Annotated in this window: 16 protein-coding genes; 11 read left to right on the forward strand and 5 right to left on the reverse strand. The window is 74.0% G+C overall.

Features of this window, described 5'->3' with window-relative positions; all coding sequences use genetic code 11:
- Positions 1 to 123 precede the first annotated feature (123 nt).
- Positions 124 to 2,307: a DEAD/DEAH box helicase gene (locus LWC35_RS29985; protein ID WP_232873644.1), complete on the forward strand. Its 2,184-nt coding sequence runs from the start codon at positions 124 to 126 to the stop codon at positions 2,305 to 2,307.
- Between the two features lie 37 nt (positions 2,308 to 2,344).
- Here LWC35_RS29985 and LWC35_RS29990 read toward each other — a convergent pair whose 3' ends face one another.
- Positions 2,345 to 3,424 (reverse strand): class I SAM-dependent methyltransferase, encoded by a 1,080-nt coding sequence (locus LWC35_RS29990; protein WP_232873645.1) that lies wholly within the window; start codon positions 3,422 to 3,424, stop codon positions 2,345 to 2,347.
- Between the two features lie 144 nt (positions 3,425 to 3,568).
- Between LWC35_RS29990 and LWC35_RS29995 the strand changes: the two genes are divergently transcribed.
- From LWC35_RS29995 to LWC35_RS30010, 4 genes are all read left to right on the forward strand, one after another.
- A complete protein-coding gene (locus tag LWC35_RS29995; RefSeq protein WP_232873646.1) occupies positions 3,569 to 6,502 on the forward strand; it encodes an AfsR/SARP family transcriptional regulator in 2,934 nt (977 codons plus the stop codon).
- Between the two features lie 221 nt (positions 6,503 to 6,723).
- Entirely contained in the window at positions 6,724 to 7,503 is a 780-nt protein-coding gene (locus LWC35_RS30000; RefSeq protein WP_232873647.1) for an isocitrate lyase/PEP mutase family protein, read from the forward strand.
- Positions 7,504 to 7,624: 121 nt separating this feature from the next.
- Entirely contained in the window at positions 7,625 to 8,773 is a 1,149-nt protein-coding gene (locus LWC35_RS30005; protein ID WP_232873648.1) for a zinc-dependent alcohol dehydrogenase, read from the forward strand.
- A 14-nt stretch (positions 8,774 to 8,787) separates the two neighbouring features.
- Entirely contained in the window at positions 8,788 to 9,462 is a 675-nt protein-coding gene (locus LWC35_RS30010; RefSeq protein ID WP_232873649.1) for a hypothetical protein, read from the forward strand.
- Positions 9,463 to 9,493: 31 nt separating this feature from the next.
- Here LWC35_RS30010 and LWC35_RS30015 read toward each other — a convergent pair whose 3' ends face one another.
- Genes LWC35_RS30015 through qcrB form a run of 4 tightly spaced genes read right to left on the reverse strand, consistent with a single transcriptional unit; the run spans position 9,494 to position 13,101 of the window.
- On the reverse strand, positions 9,494 to 9,664 hold the full coding sequence (locus LWC35_RS30015; protein WP_232873650.1) for a hypothetical protein: 171 nt from the start codon (positions 9,662 to 9,664) through the stop codon (positions 9,494 to 9,496).
- Between the two features lie 37 nt (positions 9,665 to 9,701).
- Entirely contained in the window at positions 9,702 to 10,823 is a 1,122-nt protein-coding gene (gene qcrA, locus LWC35_RS40555; protein ID WP_232873651.1) for a cytochrome bc1 complex Rieske iron-sulfur subunit, read from the reverse strand.
- Positions 10,820 to 11,611, reverse strand: a complete 792-nt coding sequence (gene qcrC / locus LWC35_RS30025; protein ID WP_232873652.1) for a cytochrome bc1 complex diheme cytochrome c subunit — start codon at positions 11,609 to 11,611, stop codon at positions 10,820 to 10,822. Before qcrC ends, qcrA begins: the two co-directional genes overlap by 4 nt.
- On the reverse strand, positions 11,608 to 13,101 hold the full coding sequence (gene qcrB, locus LWC35_RS30030; RefSeq protein ID WP_232873653.1) for a cytochrome bc1 complex cytochrome b subunit: 1,494 nt from the start codon (positions 13,099 to 13,101) through the stop codon (positions 11,608 to 11,610). The genes qcrC and qcrB overlap by 4 nt, the downstream gene beginning before the upstream one ends.
- Before the next feature lie 388 nt (positions 13,102 to 13,489).
- Here qcrB and LWC35_RS30035 point away from each other — a divergent pair, with 388 nt between their 5' ends.
- From LWC35_RS30035 to fdh, 6 genes are read left to right on the forward strand one after another with little or no spacing between them, the layout of a single operon-like run.
- Complete coding sequence (locus tag LWC35_RS30035; RefSeq protein ID WP_232873654.1) at positions 13,490 to 14,176, forward strand: cytochrome c oxidase subunit II; 687 nt, start codon at positions 13,490 to 13,492, stop codon at positions 14,174 to 14,176.
- Positions 14,173 to 15,816: a cytochrome c oxidase subunit I gene (locus LWC35_RS30040; RefSeq protein ID WP_232873655.1), complete on the forward strand. Its 1,644-nt coding sequence runs from the start codon at positions 14,173 to 14,175 to the stop codon at positions 15,814 to 15,816. Before LWC35_RS30035 ends, LWC35_RS30040 begins: the two co-directional genes overlap by 4 nt.
- Positions 15,813 to 16,514, forward strand: coding sequence for a hypothetical protein (locus LWC35_RS30045; protein WP_232873656.1), 702 nt, complete (start codon positions 15,813 to 15,815; stop codon positions 16,512 to 16,514). Before LWC35_RS30040 ends, LWC35_RS30045 begins: the two co-directional genes overlap by 4 nt.
- The gene (locus tag LWC35_RS30050; protein ID WP_232873657.1) at positions 16,511 to 17,032 is read left to right on the forward strand and encodes a cytochrome c oxidase assembly protein; all 522 of its coding nucleotides are present in this window, start codon (positions 16,511 to 16,513) and stop codon (positions 17,030 to 17,032) included. Before LWC35_RS30045 ends, LWC35_RS30050 begins: the two co-directional genes overlap by 4 nt.
- Entirely contained in the window at positions 17,019 to 17,876 is an 858-nt protein-coding gene (locus LWC35_RS30055; RefSeq protein ID WP_232873658.1) for a hemerythrin domain-containing protein, read from the forward strand. Before LWC35_RS30050 ends, LWC35_RS30055 begins: the two co-directional genes overlap by 14 nt.
- A complete protein-coding gene (fdh, locus tag LWC35_RS30060; RefSeq protein ID WP_232873659.1) occupies positions 17,867 to 21,154 on the forward strand; it encodes a formate dehydrogenase in 3,288 nt (1,095 codons plus the stop codon). Before LWC35_RS30055 ends, fdh begins: the two co-directional genes overlap by 10 nt.
- Positions 21,155 to 21,204: the final 50 nt, after the last annotated feature.

Here is a 21,204-nt window from a genome sequence, read left to right on the forward strand (position 1 = left end):
TGCACGGGCCGGACCGTCGGTCGCGGGAGCCGCGTCGCGCTGCTCGCGGCGCCCACCCGGCCACCGCGTCGTGCGCGGCACGGCTGCACCACGCCCTCCCGGGCGACTCAGGAGGAGGAGTACTTGGCTCGACGAGGCAGGCCCCAGACCAGGGCTCGCCGCCCCGCTCAGCGCGACCGCCGGTCCGGCGGTCCCGGCGCGCACGGCGGCGAGGACGTCCTGTCGGTCCTCGCGCGCTCCGTGCGCGAGGTCGAGTCCGCCCTGCGGCACGGCCGGGTTTCGCCCGCGACGCGCACGAAGTTCCAGGCGGTCGCGCTGCTGCTGCGCGAGGAGCGCGCCCGGGTGCGGGGGGACGAGAAGAGCACCGAGCGGCGCCGGACCGAGCAGCTCAAGCGGCTCGACGGCGTCGCGAAGGCCCTCGCCATGAGCGCCGTCCGGGAGCCGACCCTCCTCGCGCTCCTCGACGAGGACGCCGTCGTCACCGACGAGGCCCGGTCCCTCACCCGCACGGTGCTGCAGCGGGCGGGTATCGAACCCGCGCCCGAGCCGGAGCCGGAGGTTCCTGCCGCCGAGGAGCCGGCCGCGCCCGTCAAGCCCCGCGTGGTGCCGCAGTCCGTCGTGTCGCGGCAGCTGGCGAACCCCTTCCTCGCTCCGGACTTCTCCGCAGCCCGGCCGAGCGGGCCGCGGCCCACGCCGTTGGCCGGCTGGGAGCTGCTCGGCCCGCTGCTGCGGTCGTTCGAGCGCGCGAGCAACGGCGCCACGGCCTGCATGGAGCTGCCGGCACCGGCGTCGCGCAAGGCACCGGGCGGTCGCGAGCTCATGCCGCACCAGGCCCGGCTGGTCGCCGCGGCCGCGGCGGGCCACCGGACCTTCCTGCTCGCCGACGAGCCCGGCCTGGGCAAGACCGCGCAGGCGCTGCTGGCCGCAGAGGCGGCCGACGCCTTCCCGCTGCTCGTCGTCGTGCCGAACGTCGTCAAGACGAACTGGGTCCGCGAGGCCGGTCTGTGGACGCCTCGCCACCCCGCGACCGCCGTCCAGGGCAACGGCGACTCGGTCGACGGCTTCGCCGACATCGTCGTGGTCAACTACGAGGTGCTCGACCGGCACGCGGGCTGGCTCGGCGAGTTCGGCTTCCGCGGCATGGTCGTGGACGAGGCGCACTTCATCAAGAACAAGTCCTCCCAGCGCTCGCAGCACGTCCTGGAGATCGCGGACCGGATCCGCGCGCGCACCCCGCGCCCGCTGATGATGGCCCTCACCGGCACGCCGCTGATCAACGACATCGAGGACTTCCTCGCCATCTGGCAGTTCCTCGGCTGGATCGACGACGCGAAGCCGCGCGCCGAGCTGATGGACGCCCTCACCGCCACCGGCCTCACCCCCGCCGACCCGGGCTTCTACCCGGCCGCGCGGCGGGCCGTGGTGGACCGCGGGATCGTCCGGCGCCGCAAGGTCGACGTGGCCGCCGACATCCCGGCGCGGCGCATCGCCGACCTGCCCGTCGAGCTCGACGGGGCCGCGGGCCGCTCGATCCGGGCCGCGGAGCGCGACCTCGCCCGTCGCCTGGTGGCCCGCTACGAGGACGCTCTGGCCACCCGTCGGTCCGGCGCCGTCGTCTCCTCTCCCGACGGCATCGACCACGAGCTGGTCGGCCAGGTGGCGCGGTGGGAGCAGAAGGACGCCGCCGAGGCGAAGTCCGGCGACAACGTCTTCACCATGATGCGACGCATCGGACAGGCCAAGGCCACGCTCGCCGCGGACTACGCGGCCCAGCTCGCCCGCAGCGCGGGCAAGGTGGTCTTCTTCGCCAAGCACGTCGACGTCATGGACGCCGCCGAGGAGACCTTCGCCCGGCAGGGCGTGCGGTTCTCCTCGATCCGCGGCGACCAGACGCCGAGCGTGCGGCAGCGCAACATCGACGCCTTCGTCGAGGACCCGGGGGTGGCCGTCGCGGTCTGTTCGCTGACGGCGGCGGGGGTCGGCCTCAACCTGCAGGTCGCGTCCAACATCGTGCTGGCCGAGCTGTCCTGGACCGCCGCCGAGCAGACCCAGGCGATCGACCGCAGCCACCGCATCGGCCAGACCGAGCCCGTCACGGCATGGCGGATCATCGCCGCCCAGACCGTCGACGCCCGGATCGCCGAGCTGATCGACGGCAAGGCCGGTCTCGCCGCCCAGGCCCTCGACGGCTCGGACGAGGAGGTCGGCTCCTCGGCCGACGTGCAGCACGCGGCCCTCGTCGCACTCCTGACCGAGGCCCTGTCGTCGGCCCCGGCCGACCTCCAGAGCGCGGGCAGCCTGACCTGAGAAAGGCGGCCGCGGGCTTGCCCCGCGGCCGCCCGGATCAGCGCACCAGGCGGTAGAAGCGGAAGAAGTCGTCCTCGATGCCGAGGATCTCCAGGTCCGCGAACCCCGCCTCGCGCGCGTAGCCGCGCAGGGTGTCCGGCCGCATCACGGTGCCGGTGCCGGCCGAGTGCTCGTGGGCCAGCCCGTCGGCCAGGCAGCAGAGCAGGCTGTAGCCGTACATCAGCCGTTCGATCTCGCCGCCGGGCGCGGCGAAGGTCTCGGCCACCCGCTCGTCCATCACGACGACGGTCCCGCCGAGCCCGTGCATCGCGCGCAGCACCGCGACGGGGTCGGGCAGGTCGTGGATGCACTCGAAGGCGAACACGACGTCGTAGGTGCCCTCGGCCGTCCCCGCGTCGGCCGGGTGGAACCGGACCCGGTCGGCCACACCGGCCTCGCGGGCGTTGCGCCGGGCGGCCTCGATCGACGGCATGTCGAGGTCGAAGCCGTCGACCGTCACCTCGGGGTAGGCCAGGGCGATCCCGACGGCCGACCAGCCGTGCCCGCAGCCGACGTCGGCGACCCGGGCCCCGGCGCGCAGCGCGGCGTCCACGTCGGGGACCGAGGGCAGGTACTCCCGGGCGAGCGGGCCGAGGAACATCGGCCGGTTCGCGGCGGCCTGGGCCTCGCGCACGTCCGCGCCGTGCTGCCCCCACGACACCCCGCCTCCGGTGCGGAAGGCCTCCGCGAGCAGGTCGCTCTGCGTGATGCAGCCCATCACGAACCGGGCGAGCGGGACGACGTGGTCGAGGGACAGGACCTCGACCAGCGCGGCCCGGTGCTCCCCCGGCAACGCGTAGCGGCGGGCGGTCCCGTCGGACTCGGCGTCGGCGGTCAGGATCCCGGTCACGGCCTGCTGCTCGCACCACTCGCGGGTGTAGCGCTCGGCGGTGCCGGTGCGCCCGGCCAGCTCGGCCGGGGTGAGCGGAGCCCCGTCGGCCAGGGCGCGGTAGTAGCCGAGCCGGTCGCCCACCGACACGGCGTGCAGGTCCATCGTGGCGAGCACGGCCCCGAAGAGCCGGTCGGTGAGCGACTCGGTGGTGACGGCGGTGGCGGCGGTGGTGACGGCGCTGGTCATGGGTCCTCCCCTTGTCTCGCTGCCGACGGTGGACGGGCGCGCTGTCGCCCCCCTGTCTGTCCGCTGTCGGCACCTCGCGCGGAGTTCCGGCGAAGGGGACGAAAGGCACTGCCGCCGCCCGTGCGGGTCCGCCACGATGCCGCGATGGCGGTCCTCCGGGTGCTCGGGCCGCTCGCCCTCGGCGACGGCACGGTCGCGGTGGGGTCGGCGCGGCAGCGCCGGCTGCTCGCCGCCCTGGCGTTGCGCCTCGACGAGCCCGTGCCCGTGGACCTGCTCGCCGAGCTGGTCTGGGGCGCGACCCCGCCGGCGGACCCGGTCGGTGCCGTGCAGACCAACGTGGCGCGGCTGCGCCGGTTGCTGCCGCCCGCGCTCGCCGTCGAGACGACCCCGCGCGGCTACCGGCTGCGCGCGGACCGGACCGCGGTCGACGCCGCCGCCTTCACCGACCTCCTCGACCGACTCGCCGCACCCGGGGACACGGCCGCGAACAGGGTCGGGACGACGGACGGCGACGGCCCGCCGGCCAGGCTCGCCGTGCTCGACGCCGCCCTGGCCCTGTGGCGCGGCCGCCCCTTCGTCGACCTCGACCACCCGGCCGTCGAGCCCGAGGTGGCGCGGCTCGACGAGCTGCACCGGCACGCTGTCGAGGAGCGGGCGGCGGCGCTGCTCGACGCGGGCCGGCCCGCCGACGCCGTCGCCGCCCTGGAACCGCTGGTGCGCGCCGAGCCGCTGCGCGAGCGGGCGGTCGGGGTGCTGATGCGGGCGCTCGTGGCCGCGGGACGCCAGGCCGAGGCCCTGGACGCCTACGCCGCCCTGCGCACCCGGCTGGCCGAGGAGCTCGGCCTGGACCCGTCGCCCGAGCTGCGCGAGCTGGAGGGACGCGTCCTGCGGCAGGAGCTGTCACCTCCCCCGGCGCCGGTCCCGCGTGCCGCGCCCGGCCGGGTCGCCCCTCCCCCACCCGCCAACTCGTTCGTCGGCCGGGGTCCCGAGCTCGCCCTGGCCGTCGCGCTGCTCGGCAAGTCCCGGCTGGTCACGCTGACCGGGCCCGGCGGCGTCGGCAAGACGCGGCTGGCCCGGCACGTGGCCGCGGAGGTCGCCACGCGGTACCCCGACGGTGTCCTGCTCGCGGAGCTCGGCGACGGCGGTCCGGGCGACGTCGAGCCCGCCCTGGCCGGGCGGCTGCGGATCACCGATGCCGAGCCGGGCGCGCTGCGGGAGCGGATCGTGGAGGTGCTGGCGCCGCAGCGGCTGCTGCTGGTGCTCGACAACTGCGAGCACGTCGTGGAGCGGACCGCGACCCTGGCGGAGGCCGTGGTGGCCGGCGCGCCCGGGGTGGACGTGCTGGCCACCGGCCGGGAGGCCCTGCGGATCGACGCCGAGCAGTGCCTTCCGGTGGCGCCGCTCGGCCCGGCCGACGCCGCGCGGCTCCTGGCCGACCGCATCCGCGCCGGGGACCCCGCCGCGCCGCTCGACGGGGTCGACGGGGCGCTCGTCGACGAGGTCTGCGCCCGGCTGGACGGGCTGCCCCTCGCCCTGGAGCTCGCCGCCGCGCGCGCCCTGCCGCTGGGGCTGGCCGGGCTCGTGGAGGCCCTCGCCTGGCCGCTCGACGTGCTGCGGGGCGGCCGGCGGACGGCCGCCGCCCGGCACCGGTCGCTGCGCGACGTCGTCGCCTGGTCCCACGGCCTGCTCGACGAGCGGCAGCGCACCCTCTTCGACCGGATGGCCGTGTTCGCCGGGCCGGTCGAGCCCGCGGCGGTCGCGGCCGTGTGCGGGGACGCGGCGGCGCTGCCGGACCTCGTGGAGCGCTCGCTCGTCGTCCGGCGGGGGTCGCGGTTCACGATGCTGGACACTCTGCGCGCCTTCGGCCGCAGCCGGATCGCCGAGCGAGGCGAGGGGCCCGTGCTGCGGGCCCGGCACGCCGCCTGGGCCGCCGGCCTGGCGGCGGAGCTGAGCCGCGCACGGCGCGGGCGCGGCGAGCCCGCCGCGGTGCGCCGCTTCGACGCCCACCTCGCCGACCTGCGGCGCGCGCACGCCTGGCTCCTGGAGAACGGGCCCCACGACGACCTGCTGCGCCTCGCCGGACTGTTCGCCGAGCTCGGCTACCTGCGGTGCCGGGTCGATCTGGTGGAGCCGGCGGAGGAGGCGCTGCGCACGGCGGAAGTCGTCGGCGCGGACGGCCGGGTCGCCGTCCGACGGCTCTCCCCCGCGGCCGCCCGCACCCTCTACTTCCTGGCGTCCGTGTGCTGGCAGCGCGCCGACCTCGACCTCGCCGCCGCCCGCGCCGACGCGCTGGTCGCGCTCGGTTTCCCCGCCTACGGCCACGACGTGCGGTCCAACGTCCACCTCTTCGCCGGCCGGATCGCCGCGGCCGGCGCGGCGGCCGAGGCGGCCAGGGACGCGTTGCTCGGGGGACCTGCCGAGGGCCGCGACGACGAGGTGCTGGTCGCGGCATTGATCGACCGGCTGTTCTGCCTCACCTACGCCGGTGACACGACCACCGACACGGTGGCCCGGGAGGCCGAGATCGTCGAGGTCGCCGAGCGTGCCGGTTCCTCGACCGTGCGCGCCTGGGCCGAGTACGCCCGGGGCGAGCACCGGACCGAGCGCGGCGACCCCGACGCGGCAGCGCACCTGCGCGCCGCCGTGGCGCTGGCCGAGGAGGCCGACTCCGCCTTCGTCGCCGGGATCGCCCGGCACACCCTGCTGACCTCGGCGGTGCGGCACGGCGGCGCGCCGCTCGCGGAGCTGCGGCCGCTGCTGGAGCACTGGCACCGCTCGGGATCCTGGAACCACACCTGGGTGGCGGTCCGCGCGCTGGTCGAGGCGCTCTCCGGGCTCGGCCGGCACGGCGAGGCCGCCACCCTGCTCGGGGCGCTGCGGGCCAGCCCGCGGGCCACTCCCGCGTTCGGCCCGGACCTGGAGCGGGAGCAGCGGGTGGAGATCGCGGCCCGCGCCGCGCTCGGGCCCCGCCTCGACGCGGCGCTCGCCGAGGGCGCCGGGCTCGGCGACGCCGCCGCGTTCGCCCTGGCACTGCGGCTCACGGCGGTCCCCGCCGCGAGCCCCTCGCTCAGGACTTAAGTCCCTAGAACCCGTTCCAGGTCTGGGCCAGGCTCGGTGACCGCGGCGGTGGGAGGGGGACGCCCGGCCGGTGATCGGATCGAAGTCGGGACCCGACCCCGGACCGGTGCCGCGTGGGCTCGGCCGGAGGGCACGCCGGCCGAGCCCACTCATGTCGGCACCGTCCCGACCGAACCCGTGGCCCGCGGGCCGGAGGCCTCCGTGATGGCTACGGTCCGATCATGACCAGCATCGTCGAGAAGGCCACCACGCTGCGCCGACTGCACGAGGCGCCCGAGCTCCTGCTCCTCGTCAACGTGTGGGACGCGATCACCGCCGAGGTCGTGGCGCACACTCCCGGCACCAAGGCCCTGGCCACCGCCAGCCACGGCATCGCCGCCTCCCGCGGCTACGAGGACGGCGAGAACATCCCGCGCGACGAGATGATCGCCGCGGTCGGGCTGATCGCCCGGGTCGCGGGCGACCTCCCGGTGACCGCCGACCTCGAGGCCGGCTACGGCGACCCGGGCGGCACGATCGCCCGCGCGATCGACGTGGGCATCGTGGGCGCGAACCTCGAGGACCAGATGAAGCCGCTCGCGGACGCGGTCGAGGCGGTCGAGGCCGCGGTCGCCGCCGGCGAGAAGGCCGGCGTGCCGTTCGTCCTCAACGCCCGCACGGACGCGTTCCTCAAGGCCGGCGACCGGGACCCGGAGGAGGTCCTGGCCGACACGATCGAGCGCGGCCGCGCCTACCTCGACGCCGGGGCGACCACCTTCTTCGTGCCGGGCAAGCTCGACGAGACCGCCGTCGGCCGCCTGGTCGAGGCGCTCGGCGAGCGCAAGGTCAACCTCATCGGCATGCCCGGCTCGATCCCCCTCGCCACCGCGCAGGAGCTCGGCGTCGCGCGGGTCTCCTACGGCCCGTGGAGCCAGAACGCCGCGCTGACCGCGCTGGCGAAGCTGGCCGAGGACGTCTACGCCGGCGGCGGCCTGCCCGCCGACACCCGCCGGCTCAACTGAGTCCGGGTCCGGGCGGCCGGACGGGGATGACTCCTCCCGTCGCGGGTAGCACCCGCCGTGGCCGGCCGAGCCCCCCGACCGGGGGCGGGAGAGACGCTGCCGGCCGGCAGAGGAGGCGGCGATGCGCGCGATGGTCTACCGGGGGCCCTACAAGATCCGGGTGGAGGAGAAGGACAGACCGCGGATCGAGCACCCGAACGACGCGATCGTGCGGGTGACCCGGGCGGCGATCTGCGGCTCGGACCTGCACCTCTACCACGGGCTCATGCCGGACACGCGGATCGGCCACACCTTCGGCCACGAGTTCGTGGGCGTCGTCGACGAGGTCGGCCCGACCGTGCAGAACGTGCAGGTCGGCGACCGGGTCATGGTGCCGTTCAACATCTTCTGCGGCTCCTGCTGGTACTGCGCGCGCGGGCTGTACTCCAACTGCCACAACGTGAACCCGAACGCCACCGCGGTCGGCGGGATCTACGGCTACTCGCACACCTGCGGTGGTTACGACGGCGGGCAGGCCGAGTTCGTGCGGGTGCCGCTGGCGGACGTCGGGCCGGCGAAGATCCCCGACTGGATGGACGACGACGACGCCGTCCTGCTCACCGACGCGCTGGCCACCGGCTACTTCGGCGCGCAGCTCGGGGACATCGCCGAGGGCGATGTGGTGGTCGTGTTCGGGGCCGGCCCGGTCGGGCTCTACGCCGCGCTGTCCTCCTGGCTGATGGGCGCGGGGCGGGTCATCGTGGTCGACCACCTCGACTACCGGCTGGAGAAGGCCCGCACCTTCGCCCACGCCGAGACGCTCAACTTCACCGAGGTCGGCGACGTCGTGCTGCACCTCAAGCGCGACACCGGGTTCCTCGGCGCGGACGTGGTCGTCGACGCCGTGGGGGCGGAGGCCGACGGCAACTTCCTGCAGCACGTCACGACGGCCAAGCTCAAGCTGCAGGGCGGCTCGCCCGTGGCCCTGAACTGGGCCATCGACTCGGTGCGCAAGGGCGGCACGATCTCGGTCGTGGGCGCCTACGGGCCGCTGTTCAGCGCGGTCAAGTTCGGCGACGCCATGAACAAGGGCCTCACGCTGCGGATGAACCAGTGCCCGGTGAAGCGGCAGTGGCCCCGGCTGTTCGAGCACGTCCGGCAGGGCTACATCAAGCCCGCCGACATCGTCACCCACCGGGTGCCGCTCGAGCACATCGCGGAGGCCTACCACATGTTCTCGACGAAGCTCGACGACTGCATCAAGACCCTGGTCCTGCCGAGCGCGGCCTGAGGGAGGAGACCCCGATGACCTACACACCGGACAAGCCGCCGCTGAAGGAGTCCCTCGACGAGCTGCGGGCCCGCATCCCGGGTTGGGGCGCCGACCTCGACCCGAAGGACCGGCCCTCGGATCCCAAGCTGGAGTTCCGCACGGACCTGAGCGGCGCGCACTGGCGCTTCCCCGACCGGCAGCCCGACGACGACCGCCGCGAGCGGTCCGTCGAGCACCAGTTCCTCACGCCCGTCTACGGGACCACCTGCCCGCGCCGCGGGCTCTCGGGGGCCGTACGGGGCCTGGCCTACCGCTACAGCGAGGGCCGGGCGGCGCACTGGCTGCTGCTGATGCTCGGCGACCGGATCGACGCGGGGGAGAACCACGTGCGCTCCTTCGCCACCCTGCGCCCGGACAACCCGGTGACCGAGACGGGCGTGCTCGGCGAGTTCTCCCGGCACCCCGTCCGCTCGCGGTTCGGCCGCGGCCGCGCCGACCTCGCGCACCAGTGGCTCGATCCCGTGGTGGTCGCGGGGCCCTGGGTGGCCGCGGGCGCGCTGGCGGTGAAGGGCGGGCGGAGTCTCGTCCGCAACCGGGCGGCCCTCGCCGCGGCAGGCGCCGGTGCGGCCCGGGCCGTGGGCCGGCTCGCGGGTCGGGTCCGGCGCCGGACGAGCATCTCCGGCGAGATCCGCGCCGGCAGCAGGTAGAGGGCGAGGACCGGCCAGGGCCCGTCGACCGTCAGCCACGTCCGGGCGCCGTTCCCCGCGGCTCGACGCCGTGGTCGAGGGACAGCCCGATCGGCCCGAAGCGGACGTCCCCGGCCCAGGAGCCGGCATCGGGTCGGGCGGCGGGCGTGCCGCCCGGCCCCGGCTCGTCGGGTTCGTGGGCCTCGGTGACGGTGAACGGCACGGCGAGCCCGCCGGGCCCCGATCCCGTGCGGCGGGAGTCAGTGTTGTCCGCGGCGGATCTCCCAGAAGCTCGGCCCGACGGGGTCGGGGAAGTCGCCGCGGGCGACGAGGAACCCGTCGGCGTCGACGGTGATCGGCAACTGCGGCAGGCGCCGAGCGGCGGGACCGAAGATCGGGCGGGCCCCTTCGGTGATCTTGAACTCGGACTGGTGACAGGGGCAGAGGAAGATCTGCTGCTGGCTGTCGTACAGGGAGGCCGGGCAGCCGAGGTGCGTGCAGATCTTGGAGAAGGCGTAGTAGTCGCCGTGGTGGAGGTCCTCCCGCCCCGGCGGGTTCGCGACCGGCGTGCCCGGCGGCAGCCGGACGAGCATCACCGGGTTGTCCGGCGCCATCTCGGCGTCGTGCACCTTCTCGGGGTCGTCGCGCTCGCTCTCCCGGAACGGCACCACGGTGATCATGCCGTCCGGCTCCAGGTCCTCGGGCCGGACCTTCGTGATGTCCTTCGGGTCCCCGGTGGCGATGCGCAGGAAGACCGGCTCGTCGCCCACCGGCTTCCAGCCCGTCGTCCACAACGGTGCGTCGCCGCGCTGCCGCCACGGGTTGCGGACCAGCCCGCCGATCGCCACCAGGCCGCCGAGGATCCCGACCGCCCCGAGCCCGGTCAGCCCGAGCCGACGGATCATGGTGCGCCGGCCGAACCCGGTGTGCTCCCCGGCCTCCGCCAGGGTCGCGCCCGCGGTGAACCGGTCGCGCTCGGCCGAGGGGCCCTTCTCGAGGTGCTGCACGGCGACCTCGTCCGGGTAGAAGCTCCGCACGTAGAGGATCATCGCCGCGCCCAGGGCGCCCACCGCGCCGAAGAAGGTCACCCCGAGCAGCGGGGTGTAGAGCAGGTTGGCGGTGTGCCCCGGCGCCCCCGGCGGGACGTAGCCGGTGGGCCAGAACAGGTAGGCCCAGGCGAAGGCCGCCGCACACAGCAGCGAGAGCACCAGCAGCAGGGTGACGCGGCGCCGGGCGCGCCGCTCGCCGCGGACGTCGCCCGGCCGCCGGGGCGGCTCCTGGGCCACGATTCGCACGCTGTCGAGCTCGTGGCCGAGGTCGACCAGCGCGCCCCGGCTCATCCGCTCCAGCTCCGGGCCGGTGGGCTCGCGCGGGCCGCTCACGAGCGGGCCCCGATCCACGCCGCGACCCCGATCAGCGCGACCAGGCCGACGACGAACGCCACCAGCCCCTCGGTGGTCGGACCGAGCTCGCCGAGCGTGAACCCGCCGGGAGCCTGGTTCCGGCCGCGGACCGACAGCACGTACGCGATGATGTCCTTCTTCTCCTCGGGCGTGAGCTGCTTGTCGCCGAACACCGGCATGGCCATGGGGCCGCTCAGCATCGCGGTGTACATCTGCTCCGGGGTCGCGACGTCGAGCCGGGGTGGGTAGCGGCCGGCGCCGAGGATGCCGCCGCGCCCGGTGAACTGGTGGCAGGAGGCGCAGTTGAGCCGGTAGAGCTCGCCGCCGTGTGCCACGTCGGAGCCGATCAGCTCGGGCCCGGTCTCGGCGGGGACCTCCGGCCCGCCGCCGGTGGCCTCGATGTAGGCGCCCAGCGCGGCCAGGTTCGCCCGGCCCTGGTCGGTGTCGGGATCGAACTCGGGCGCGGGGACCTTGCGGTAGCCGCGGTCCTCGGCGCGCGCCAGCGGCATCCGCCCGGTGGAGACCTGGAAGTAGACGGCGGCGTCGCCGACCCCGACGAGTCCCGGCCCCCGCCCCGGCGCGCCCTGCAGGTTCGCGCCGTGGCAGCTGATGCAGGCCCGCTCGTACAGCGCCCGGCCCTGGTCGATCTGCGCCTGCCCGGGCTGCGCGCCGGCCGTCTGCGGGGCGGGGACGAGCAGGGCGTACGCCCCGCCGAGGGCGACCAGGGCCGCAAGGACGAGCAGCCCGTGCCGGAGACGACGGGTCATCGCGGCTCCTCCCCGACGGGCTCCGGCGAGGTGGCGGGCCGGTGGTCCACCCGGGCTCCGCCGTACTCCAGCGGGATCGGCCTGCCCTGCCGGTCCGCCCCGCCGGGGGGCCGGCGGACCTCGACGTAGACGCCGTCGGGCCGCGCCTGCAGGACGCCGGTGCGGACCCCGCGCTCGAGGACGTCCCGGTCCGCGCGCTGCAGGCCCACGCAGATCCGCCGGACCACCACGTAGGCCAGCGGCGGCAGCACCAGCAGTCCGATCCGGCCGGCCCACACCAGCAGCTCGAACGGGACGTCGAAGGACGCGGCCAGCACGTCGGTCGCGCCGGAGAGGAAGAGGATCCCCCAGAAGACCAGGCCCATCGCCCCGATACCGGTGCGGGTCGGGTTGTCCCGCGGCCGTTGGAGCACCTGGTGCGCGGCCCGGTCGCCGGTGGAGAACCGTTCCAGGAAGGGGTAGGCGGCGAGCAGGGCGAACATGACCAGCGGGAGGACGAGGCCGACCCAGAACGGCGCCGGCACGGTGTAGGCGCCCAGGTGGATCTCCCACCGCGGCCACAACCGCAGGCCGCCGATGAGGAAGCCGGCGTAGAAGTCGGGCTGGATGTAGGTCGAGACCTGCGACGGGACGTACGGGCCCCACAGGAACACCGGGTTGATCTGGAAGATCCCGGCCATCAGCCCCAGCACCGCCAACACGCACACCCCGTTGGCGACGGTGTTGCTGGCGAACCCGGGCATCGCCCGCTCCCCCACCACGGTGTCCTCGCGGGCGCCCGGCCCCGGGAACTGGGTGTGCTTCTGGAACCAGACCAGCCCGACGTGCATCCCGATCAGCGCGATCAGCAGCCCGGGGACCAGGAAGACGTGCGCGACGAAGAAGCGGGAGATCCAGATGTCGCCGAAGAACTCGCCGCCGAACACCAGCCAGTGGAGCCAGGTGCCCACGAGCGGCACGGACAGCAGCAGGCCGGAGAAGATCCGCACACCCAGCCCGGAGAGCAGGTCGTCGAGCATGGAGTAGCCGAGGTAGCCCTCGAAGATCCCCAGCGCCAGCAGCGCCACCCCGCCGAGCCAGGTCAGCTCCCGCGGCCGGCGGAACGCCCCGGTGAAGTAGTTCCGGGCCATGTGCAGGATCATCGCCGCGACGAAGACCAGCGCGGCCCAGTGGTGCAGCTGCCGGACGAACAACCCGGCCCGGACCTCGAACGACAGGGCGAGCACGGACTCGTAGGCCCGCGACATGTACAGCCCCTGCGCGGGCTCGAACGGTCCGCGGTAGACGACCTCGGTGGTGTCCGGCACGAAGAACAACGCCAGGTACACGCCGGACAGCACCAGCACCGCGAACGAGTAGAGCGCGAACTCGCCCCAGAAGAACGAGTGGTGCTTCGGGAACACGTGCGAGGCCTGCCGCCGGACCGCTCCGGCGGCCTTGAACCGCCGGTCGAAGGCGTTCGCGGTCCCGCGCGCCAGGCTCCGCGCCACCAGCCCCACCCGCCGCCTCCCGCCCGTCGACCCCGCCCGCAACCGGCCGCGTCAGCCGCCCGTACCCGGGGCCCCCGGTCCAAACGCACCCCGTGGTCCCGCCGGGGAAGCGTGGGGCGCGCCCGGCCGCCTCGCGACCGGAGGACGTGGATCGCAAGCTCGGCGCAAGGTGATCGGCAGGTCGCCGGGGGCGAATCTTCCGGTCACCTTGCGAACGCGGATCCCGGCGCGCCGGACCGCCGGACCCCGGGTAGACCTTCGCCACGACGGCGGTGATCCCCGGGAGGCGGATCGGCCGGGAACGGCCTGTTTGGACGCGGAGGTGTCGGGTACCAGCGCGGCGGCGCGACGGGTCGGGGAACGGACGCGACGACGGGAGTGGCGCTCGGTGGACTACCGCGGAGTGTTCGACCAGGTCTTCGGGCTGCAGGTGTGGATCGCCGCCGGGGTCTTCGTGCTGGTGACGGGCCTGCTGCTCGGTGCCCTGGTGCTCAACCGCGCCCGGCGGCGGGACAAGCTGCCCTTCGCCGCCGCCGAGCACAACCCCCTCGAGATCACCTTCGCGGTGTTCCTGGGCGGGGCGGCCGCGTTCCTGGTGTGGCTGAGCCTGTCGAACAACCACAGGCTCGACTACGGCGACACCCTCGCGGTGGCCCACCAGACCGGCCTGGCGCCGGGACGACAGCCGGTGCGCGTCGACGTCACGGCCTTCCAGTGGTGCTGGAGCGCGGCCTACCCGGGCTCCACCACGACCGTCAGCGGCTCCTGCGCCACGCCGGCCGCCCGCCCGGTGATCGTCGTGCCGCAGGGCGTGCCGGTCGAGTTCGCGCTGACCTCCCGCGACGTCGTCCACGCCTTCTGGGTCCCCGACCTGGCGGTGAAGCGCGACGCCTACCCCGACCACGTCAACACCCTGCTGATGACCTTCCCCGAGACCGGACAGTGGCTCGGCCGCTGCTCGGAGTACTGCGGCACCTACCACAAGGACATGGACTTCTACGTCCGCGCGGTCCCGCCCGCCCAGTACCAGGCCTTCGTGCAGACCGGGGCGCTGCCGGCCGGAGCGGCCACGTGACCGCCACCGAGCCCCGGGCCACCGTCGAGGAGCCCCGGCCGGCGCCGCACCGGGCCCGCACCACCGTCCTGGCGTGGGTCACGAGCACCGACCACAAGCGGATCGGGCTGCTGACCCTGGGCACCGCGGTGGTGCTGATGATCTCCATCGGCGGGCTCGCGCTGACGATGCGCGCCCAGCTCGCCCAGCCGCAGCTGGACGTGCTGTCCCCGGACCGCTACAACCAGTTCTTCACGATGCACGGCTCGGGGATGATCTACCTGGTCATGACCCCGTTCGCGATCGGACTGGGCCTCTACCTCGTACCGCTGCAGATCGGCGCGCCGAACGTCGCCGCCCCGCGCACCACGATGCTGGGCTACTGGCTCTACCTCGGCGGCGCCGTCACCATGCTCTCCGGGTTCGCCACCTCGAGCGGGGCGGCCGACCACGGCTGGTACGCCTACCCGCCGCTCGCCGGCACCCGCTTCACACCGGGGCCGGGGGTGGACCTGTGGATCGCCGGCGTGGCGCTCGCCGGGACGGGCATGCTGCTGATGGCCGCGACGGTGCTGTGGACGGCCCTGGTCAAGCGCACCCGGGGGATGACGCTGCTGCGCATGCCGGTGTTCTCCTGGTCGGTCGTCGCCACCAACCTCATGGTGATCGGGGCGTTCCCGTCGCTGCTGGTGGCGATGGGCATCCTCGCGGCGGGCCGGGTCAACCCGGCGATCTTCAGCGACAACACCTGGAACATCGGCTACCAGCACGTCTTCTGGTTCTTCGGGCACCCCGTCGTCTACGTGATGTTCTTCCCGTTCGTCGGCGCGGTGGCCGAGGTGCTCGCCGTGTTCGGGGGCCGCCGGTACTTCGGCTACAAGATCACGGTCGTGTCACTGCTGGCCTTCGCGGCGCTGTCGATGAGCGTGTGGGGCCACCACATGTTCAGCACCGGCCAGGCGGAGAACGACTACTACTCGCTGACCTCGATCCTGCTGCTCGTCCCGGCCGGGCTCGAGTACTTCGGCTTCCTCGCCACGCTGCTCGGCGGGCGCCTGCGCTTCCCCACCCCGATGCTGTTCGCCGTGGCCTTCGTGCCGCAGTTCCTGATCGGCGGCCTCACTGGCATCATGATCGCCACGCCGGCGGTGGACTACCAGGTCACGGACTCGTACTTCATCGTGGGGCACTGGCACTACACGCTCGCCGCCGGCAGCCTCTTCGGCTTCTTCGCCGGGTTCTACTACTGGTTCCCCAAGGCCACCGGCCTGCTGCTGCGCGAACGGATCGCCAAGGCGCACTTCTGGTTCTGGCTGGTCGGCACGAACGCCACCTTCCTGCCGATGTTCTGGCTGGGGCTGCACGGCATGCCCCGCCGCATCGCGAGCTACCTGCCGCAGGACGGCTTCGGGACCGCCAACCTGATCGCCACCCTCGGCTCCGGGCTGCTCGCGATCGGCACCGTGCTGTTCGTGGTCGACGTCGTCGTGTCGATCGTCCGGCCGCGACGGGCGCCCGACGACCCGTGGGGCGGCTTCACGCTGGAATGGGCCACCTCGTCGCCGCCGCCCCCGCAGAACTTCGACCCGGCGCACCCCGTGCCGCCGATCCACAGCTACGCGCCCCTGCTCGACCTCCGTGCCGGGGAGGGCAGGGCATGACGGGCACCCCGCACACCACACCGCCCGCCCCGGCGACCGGTCCGGCCCCGCCCGACCCGGTGCAGCGGGCCGTGCTGCCGCCCGCACACCTCGGCGAGCTGCGCACGGGCCATCTCGTCGTCGGTGCCTGGGTCGCCGGCAACGGCGTCCTCGCCGGACTCATGCTCGGGTTCCGGCCCCAGCCGATCTCGATGCTGCTCTGGCTGTTCGACCTGCTGCTGGTCTCGGGGTTCGGGCTCGCGGTCGTGCTCGCCCTGCGCGCCCGCCGGGGCGTGGGCACCACCGTCCGGATGCCGGTGCGCAGCACGGCCGCGGTGCTCACGGCCCTCGGGCTCACCCTCGCCGGCCTCGCGCTGGCCTACGGCCGGCTCTGGTTGCTCGTCGCGCTCTACCCGCTGGTGGCGGCGGCGATCCTCGTGCGCGGCGAGCGCGTTCCCGCCGGCACCCGGCCGGAGCCGGCCGCGCTCGACGGCATGCCGCCCGCCCCGGACCCCCGCCCGCAGCGGTACGACGGCACCACCACGGGTGAGGCCGTCCCGGTCCCGGCCGGCCACCCCGCGCGTGCCCTCCCCGACGACTCCGATCCCGCGCCGCCGGTCGCGCCCCGGCGGCGCCGCAGCCGGGCGCTGGTGCTCCTCACGACGGTTCCGGCCGCCGGACGGGTGCTCGTCGACGTGCTCCGCCGGAGGCCGCGATGACCCCCCTCGCGCACGTGGCGCAGATGGCCACGGACGGGCTGCTGGTCTCCGTGCTCGCCCCGCTGCTGCTCCTGTTGCTGCGCGCCTTGGGCGTCGAGCCGCCCACGCTCCCCGCACCCGTCGCGGCACCGGCGTTCGTGCTGCTCCACGCCGCGGTGACCCTGCTGCCCGCGCTCACCGGGATCGCCCCGATCCTGCTGCTGGCCGGCGGGGTGCTCTTCTGGGCGCCCGTCCTCGGCCACCGGCGGCTCTCGCCGGCCGGCCGCATCGTCTACCTCTTCGCGACCATGCCCGCGCTCGATCTGCCCGGCGTCTGGCTCGTCGCCCGCGGCGACGGGCCGGGCGGGATCGCGATGGTCGTCGGGATGCTGCCGATCGGCCTGACCGCCCTCGCCCTCGCCGTCGGCTGGGCCCGGGCGGAGGAGGCCGCGGCGTGCGGCGAACAAGGAAGCCGGACGGGCGCCGCGGGCACACCCGCGACCGCATCAGGGGAAGGAGTCGGCCGTGCCCACTCGTGAGCAGGTCCGCGCCCTGGTCGAGCAGGGCCTCGACTACGAGACGATCGGGACGCGGCTCGGCGTTCCCGCCGGCCAGGCCTATCTGATCGGGACGGGCATGCCGGCCGACGGCGGCGAGACCTACACCGAGGAGGAGCGGAAACGGCCCGGCGTGCTGCCCACCGCGCAGCACCTGCTCGGGATCCGGGCGGAGAACCCGACCACGAAACGGTCCGTCCTCGACTGGATCAAGGCCCGGACCGCCGCCGACCCGCAGATGCAGGAGGCGGCGCGGCGGCGCACCGCCGAACCCCCCGAGATCGACGACTCCAGCGGCGACCACGACGTGCTCGTCGTTCTCACCCGGGACCACAACCAGGTCAAGTACCTGCAGGAGCAGCTGGCGGCGCTCCCCGGTCGCACCAGCGGTGGTGACCGGGCCCACCAGGAGCAGCGCAGGTCGATCGTGGACATGATCACGCTCCGGCTCTCGCAGCACGAGGCGGTCGAGGAGGAGTACTTCTGGCCCGCCGTGCGCAAGGCGCTCCCGGGCGGGGACCGCTGGGCGGACGACGCGCTCGAGCAGGAGCAGGAGGGCAAGGACACGCTGGCCGCGCTGGGCCGACTCGACCCCGGGACGGACGAGTTCGACGGCACGGTGGAGAAGCTGGTCCTGCTGCTGCGCAAGCACGTGGCCTACGAGGAGAGGCTCTTCCTCGTCCTGGAGGACGCGATGTCCGACGAACAACGCCGCGAGCTCGGGGAGAAGATCCTCGCCGCGAAGAATCTCGCGCCCACCCGTCCGGACGACCCGACCGCACAGGACGTCGACGACCCCGACCGAGGAGGCCTGGGATGGGTGTGAAGACCTGGATCGAGGGATGGCCGGTCTACCGGCAGCTCACCGGCGGCGACCCGCTGGGGCGCGCGGCGGCCGTCAAGAGCCGCCGCAGCGACACCCTCGCCCCCCGCTCGGCCACGGCGGACAAGGTGGTCAAGTCCATCTGCCCGTTCTGCGCCGTGGGTTGCGGGCAGAACGTGTTCGTCAAGGCCGACGAGGTCGTGCAGGTCGAGGGCGACCCCGACTCCCCGATCAGCCGCGGCCGGCTCTGCCCGCGCGGGTCCTCCACGCTGCAGCTGGTGACCGGCTCCGCCCGCGAGTACAAGGTCCTCCACCGGCGCCCGCACGGCACCGACTGGGAGGAGCTCGACCTCGACACCGCGATGGACATGATCGCCGACCGGGTGATCGCCACGCGGCGCGAGGGCTGGCAGTGGGAGGAGGACGACGCCCGCGTCCGGCGCACCATGGGGTTGGCCTCCCTCGGCGGCGCGACGATGGACAACGAGGAGAACTACCTTCTCAAGAAGCTGTTCACGGCCCTGGGCGCGATCCAGATCGAGAACCAGGCCCGCATTTGACACTCCGCCACCGTCCCCAGTCTGGGGACCAGCTTCGGCCGCGGCGGCGCCACGGACTACCTGCAGGACCTGCAGAACTCGGACTGCATCGTGCTCGAGGGCTCGAACATGGCCGAGTGCCACCCCGTCGGGTTCCAGTGGGTGATGGAGGCCAAGGCCCGCGGTGCGACGGTGATCCACGTCGACCCGCGGTTCACCCGGACCAGCGCACTGGCGGACATCCACGTCCCGTTGCGGGCCGGCACGGACATCGCCTTCCTCGGCGGGATCATCAACTATGTCCTGCAGCACGAGAAGGACTTCCGCGAGTACGTCGTCGCGTACACGAACGCGGCCACGATCCTGACCGAGGACTACCAGGACACCGAGGACCTCGACGGCGTCTTCTCCGGGCTGGACCCCGAGGAGCGCACCTACGACTTCCACACCTGGCAGTACGAGGGCATGGAGGTCCAGGCGGCCTCGGGCCAGCGCGACCAGGAGTACGCGGACCAGCCGGGCGGTAGGAAGCGCAGCACCAAGAGCGTGCGCCAGGCCGGGCGCGGTGAGGCGCACGGGTCCGGCGGGGCCGCGATCTCGGGACAGCCGCAGGTCGACCCCACGCTGCAGCACCCGCGCTGCGTCTATCAGGTCCTCAAGCGGCACTACGCCCGCTACACCCCGGAGATCGTCGAGCAGATCTGCGGGGTGCCGCAGGACACCTTCCGGCGGGTCTGCGAGCACCTCACGGACAACTCCGGCCGGGACCGGACCAGCGCGTTCGTCTACTCGGTCGGCTGGACCCAGCACACCGTCGGGGTGCAGTACATCCGCTCGGCGGCGGTGCTGCAGCAGCTGCTCGGGAACATGGGGCGTCCGGGCGGCGGCATCGTGGCGCTGCGCGGGCACGCGTCGATCCAGGGCAGCACGGACATCCCGACGTTGTTCAACCTGCTGCCCGGCTACATCCCGATGCCGCACGCGCACGCGCACCTGGACCTGGACTCGTTCATCCAGGGCGAGTCCCCCCGCAAGGGCTACTGGGCGGAGATGCGGGCCTACATGGTCAGCCTGCTCAAGGCGTGGTGGGGCCCGGCCGCGACGCCGGAGAACGACTTCTGCTTCGACTACCTGCCACGGCTGACCGGCAGCCATTCCACCTACGAGACCGTCATGGCCCAGCTCGCGGGGGACTGCAAGGGCTACTTCCTGATGGGCGAGAACCCGGCCGTGGGCTCGGCCAACGCCAAGATGCAACGGCTGGGCATGGCCAACCTCGAGTGGCTGGTTGTGCGGGACTTCTCGCTCATCGAGTCCGCCACCTGGTGGAAGGACGGGCCGGAGATCGAGACCGGTGAGCTCCGGACGGAGGACATCGGCACCGAGATCTTCTTCCTCCCGGCCGCCGCCCACACCGAGAAGGACGGGAGCTTCACCAACACCCAGCGGCTGCTGCAGTGGCACCACCAGGCCGTCGAACCGTCCGGTGACGCCCGCAGCGACCTGTGGTTCGTCTACCACCTCGGCCGGAAGATCCGGGAGAAGCTGGCCGGCAGCGTCGACCGGGCGGACCGGCCGATCCTCGACCTGACCTGGGACTACCCGACCAGGCCGATGCCCTCGCACCCGGGCGACGCGGAGCCCGACGCGGAGGCCGTCCTGGCCGAGATCAACGGCTGGGACGCCGAGGGCGGGCCGTTGAGCTCCTACGAGCAGCTCAACGACGACGGCTCGACCGCCTGCGGCTGCTGGATCTACTGCGGTGTCTACTCCGACGGGGTCAACCAGGCGTCCCGGCGCAAGCCGTCGACGGAGCAGGACTACACGGCGCTGGAGTGGGGCTGGGCGTGGCCGGCGAACCGGCGCGTCCTCTACAACCGCGCGTCCGCCGACCCGGACGGCAGGCCCTGGAGCCGGCGCAAGGCGTTGATCTGGTGGGACGGGGAGAAGGCGCTGTGGACAGGCCATGACATCGCCGACTTCACCGCCGCCAAGTCGCCCTGGTACCGGCCGCCCACGGACGCGACCGGGGCCGAGGCCCTGTCCGGCGTGGACCCGTTCGTCATGCAGGCCGACGGCAAGTCGTGGCTGTTCGTGCCGGCGGGGCTCATCGACGGGCCGCTGCCGGCGCACTACGAGCCACAGGAGTCGCCGGTGCCCAACCTGCTGTACTCCCAGCAGCGCAACCCGGTGCGGCAGATCGTGTCGATGGTCCACCCGAACGACCGGTTCCAGCCCAGCGGCGGCCAGCCCGGCGCGGAGGTGTTCCCGTACACCATGAGCACCTACCGGATCGCCGAGCACCACACGGCCGGCGGGATGAGCCGCTACCAGCCGTACCTGTCCGAGCTGGCGCCGGAGATGTTCTGCGAGGTCTCCCCCGAGCTCGCGGCCGAACGCGGGCTCGAGCACGCGGGGTGGGCCACGATCGTCACGGCGCGCAACGCCATCGAGGCGCGGGTGCTGGTCACCGAACGCATGACGCCGCTGACGATCGACGGCAGGGTCCTGCACCACGTCGGGCTGCCCTACCACTGGGGGCACGGCGGCCTCGCGCCGGGCGACGCGGTCAACGACCTCACCCACCTCTCGCTCGACCCGAACTCCCACATCCAGGAGGTCAAGGTCGGGCAGTGCGACATCCGGCCCGGCCGCCGCCCGCGCGGGCCGGCGCGCGTGGAGCTGGTGAAGGAGTACCAGCGCCGGGCGGGCATCACCGAGAAGACCGGGACGGAGATCTGACATGGCCCCCGTCGACATCGTGATCGGCCGCAAGCCGGACCTGACCGGCG

Source organism: Pseudonocardia kujensis, from assembly GCF_021283305.1.
GTDB classification, from domain to species: Bacteria; Actinomycetota; Actinomycetes; order Mycobacteriales; family Pseudonocardiaceae; genus Pseudonocardia; species Pseudonocardia kujensis.

Coding starts and splice junctions, on each gene's coding strand:
- LWC35_RS29990 (WP_232873645.1), bottom strand. CDS start 3,424: ATGACCAGCGCCGTCACCACCGCCGCCACCGCCGTCACCACCGAGTCG.
- LWC35_RS29995 (WP_232873646.1), top strand. CDS start 3,569: ATGGCGGTCCTCCGGGTGCTCGGGCCGCTCGCCCTCGGCGACGGCACG.
- LWC35_RS30000 (WP_232873647.1), top strand. CDS start 6,724: ATGACCAGCATCGTCGAGAAGGCCACCACGCTGCGCCGACTGCACGAG.
- LWC35_RS30005 (WP_232873648.1), top strand. CDS start 7,625: ATGCGCGCGATGGTCTACCGGGGGCCCTACAAGATCCGGGTGGAGGAG.
- LWC35_RS30010 (WP_232873649.1), top strand. CDS start 8,788: ATGACCTACACACCGGACAAGCCGCCGCTGAAGGAGTCCCTCGACGAG.
- qcrC (WP_232873652.1), bottom strand. CDS start 11,611: ATGACCCGTCGTCTCCGGCACGGGCTGCTCGTCCTTGCGGCCCTGGTC.
- LWC35_RS30045 (WP_232873656.1), top strand. CDS start 15,813: ATGACGGGCACCCCGCACACCACACCGCCCGCCCCGGCGACCGGTCCG.
- LWC35_RS30050 (WP_232873657.1), top strand. CDS start 16,511: ATGACCCCCCTCGCGCACGTGGCGCAGATGGCCACGGACGGGCTGCTG.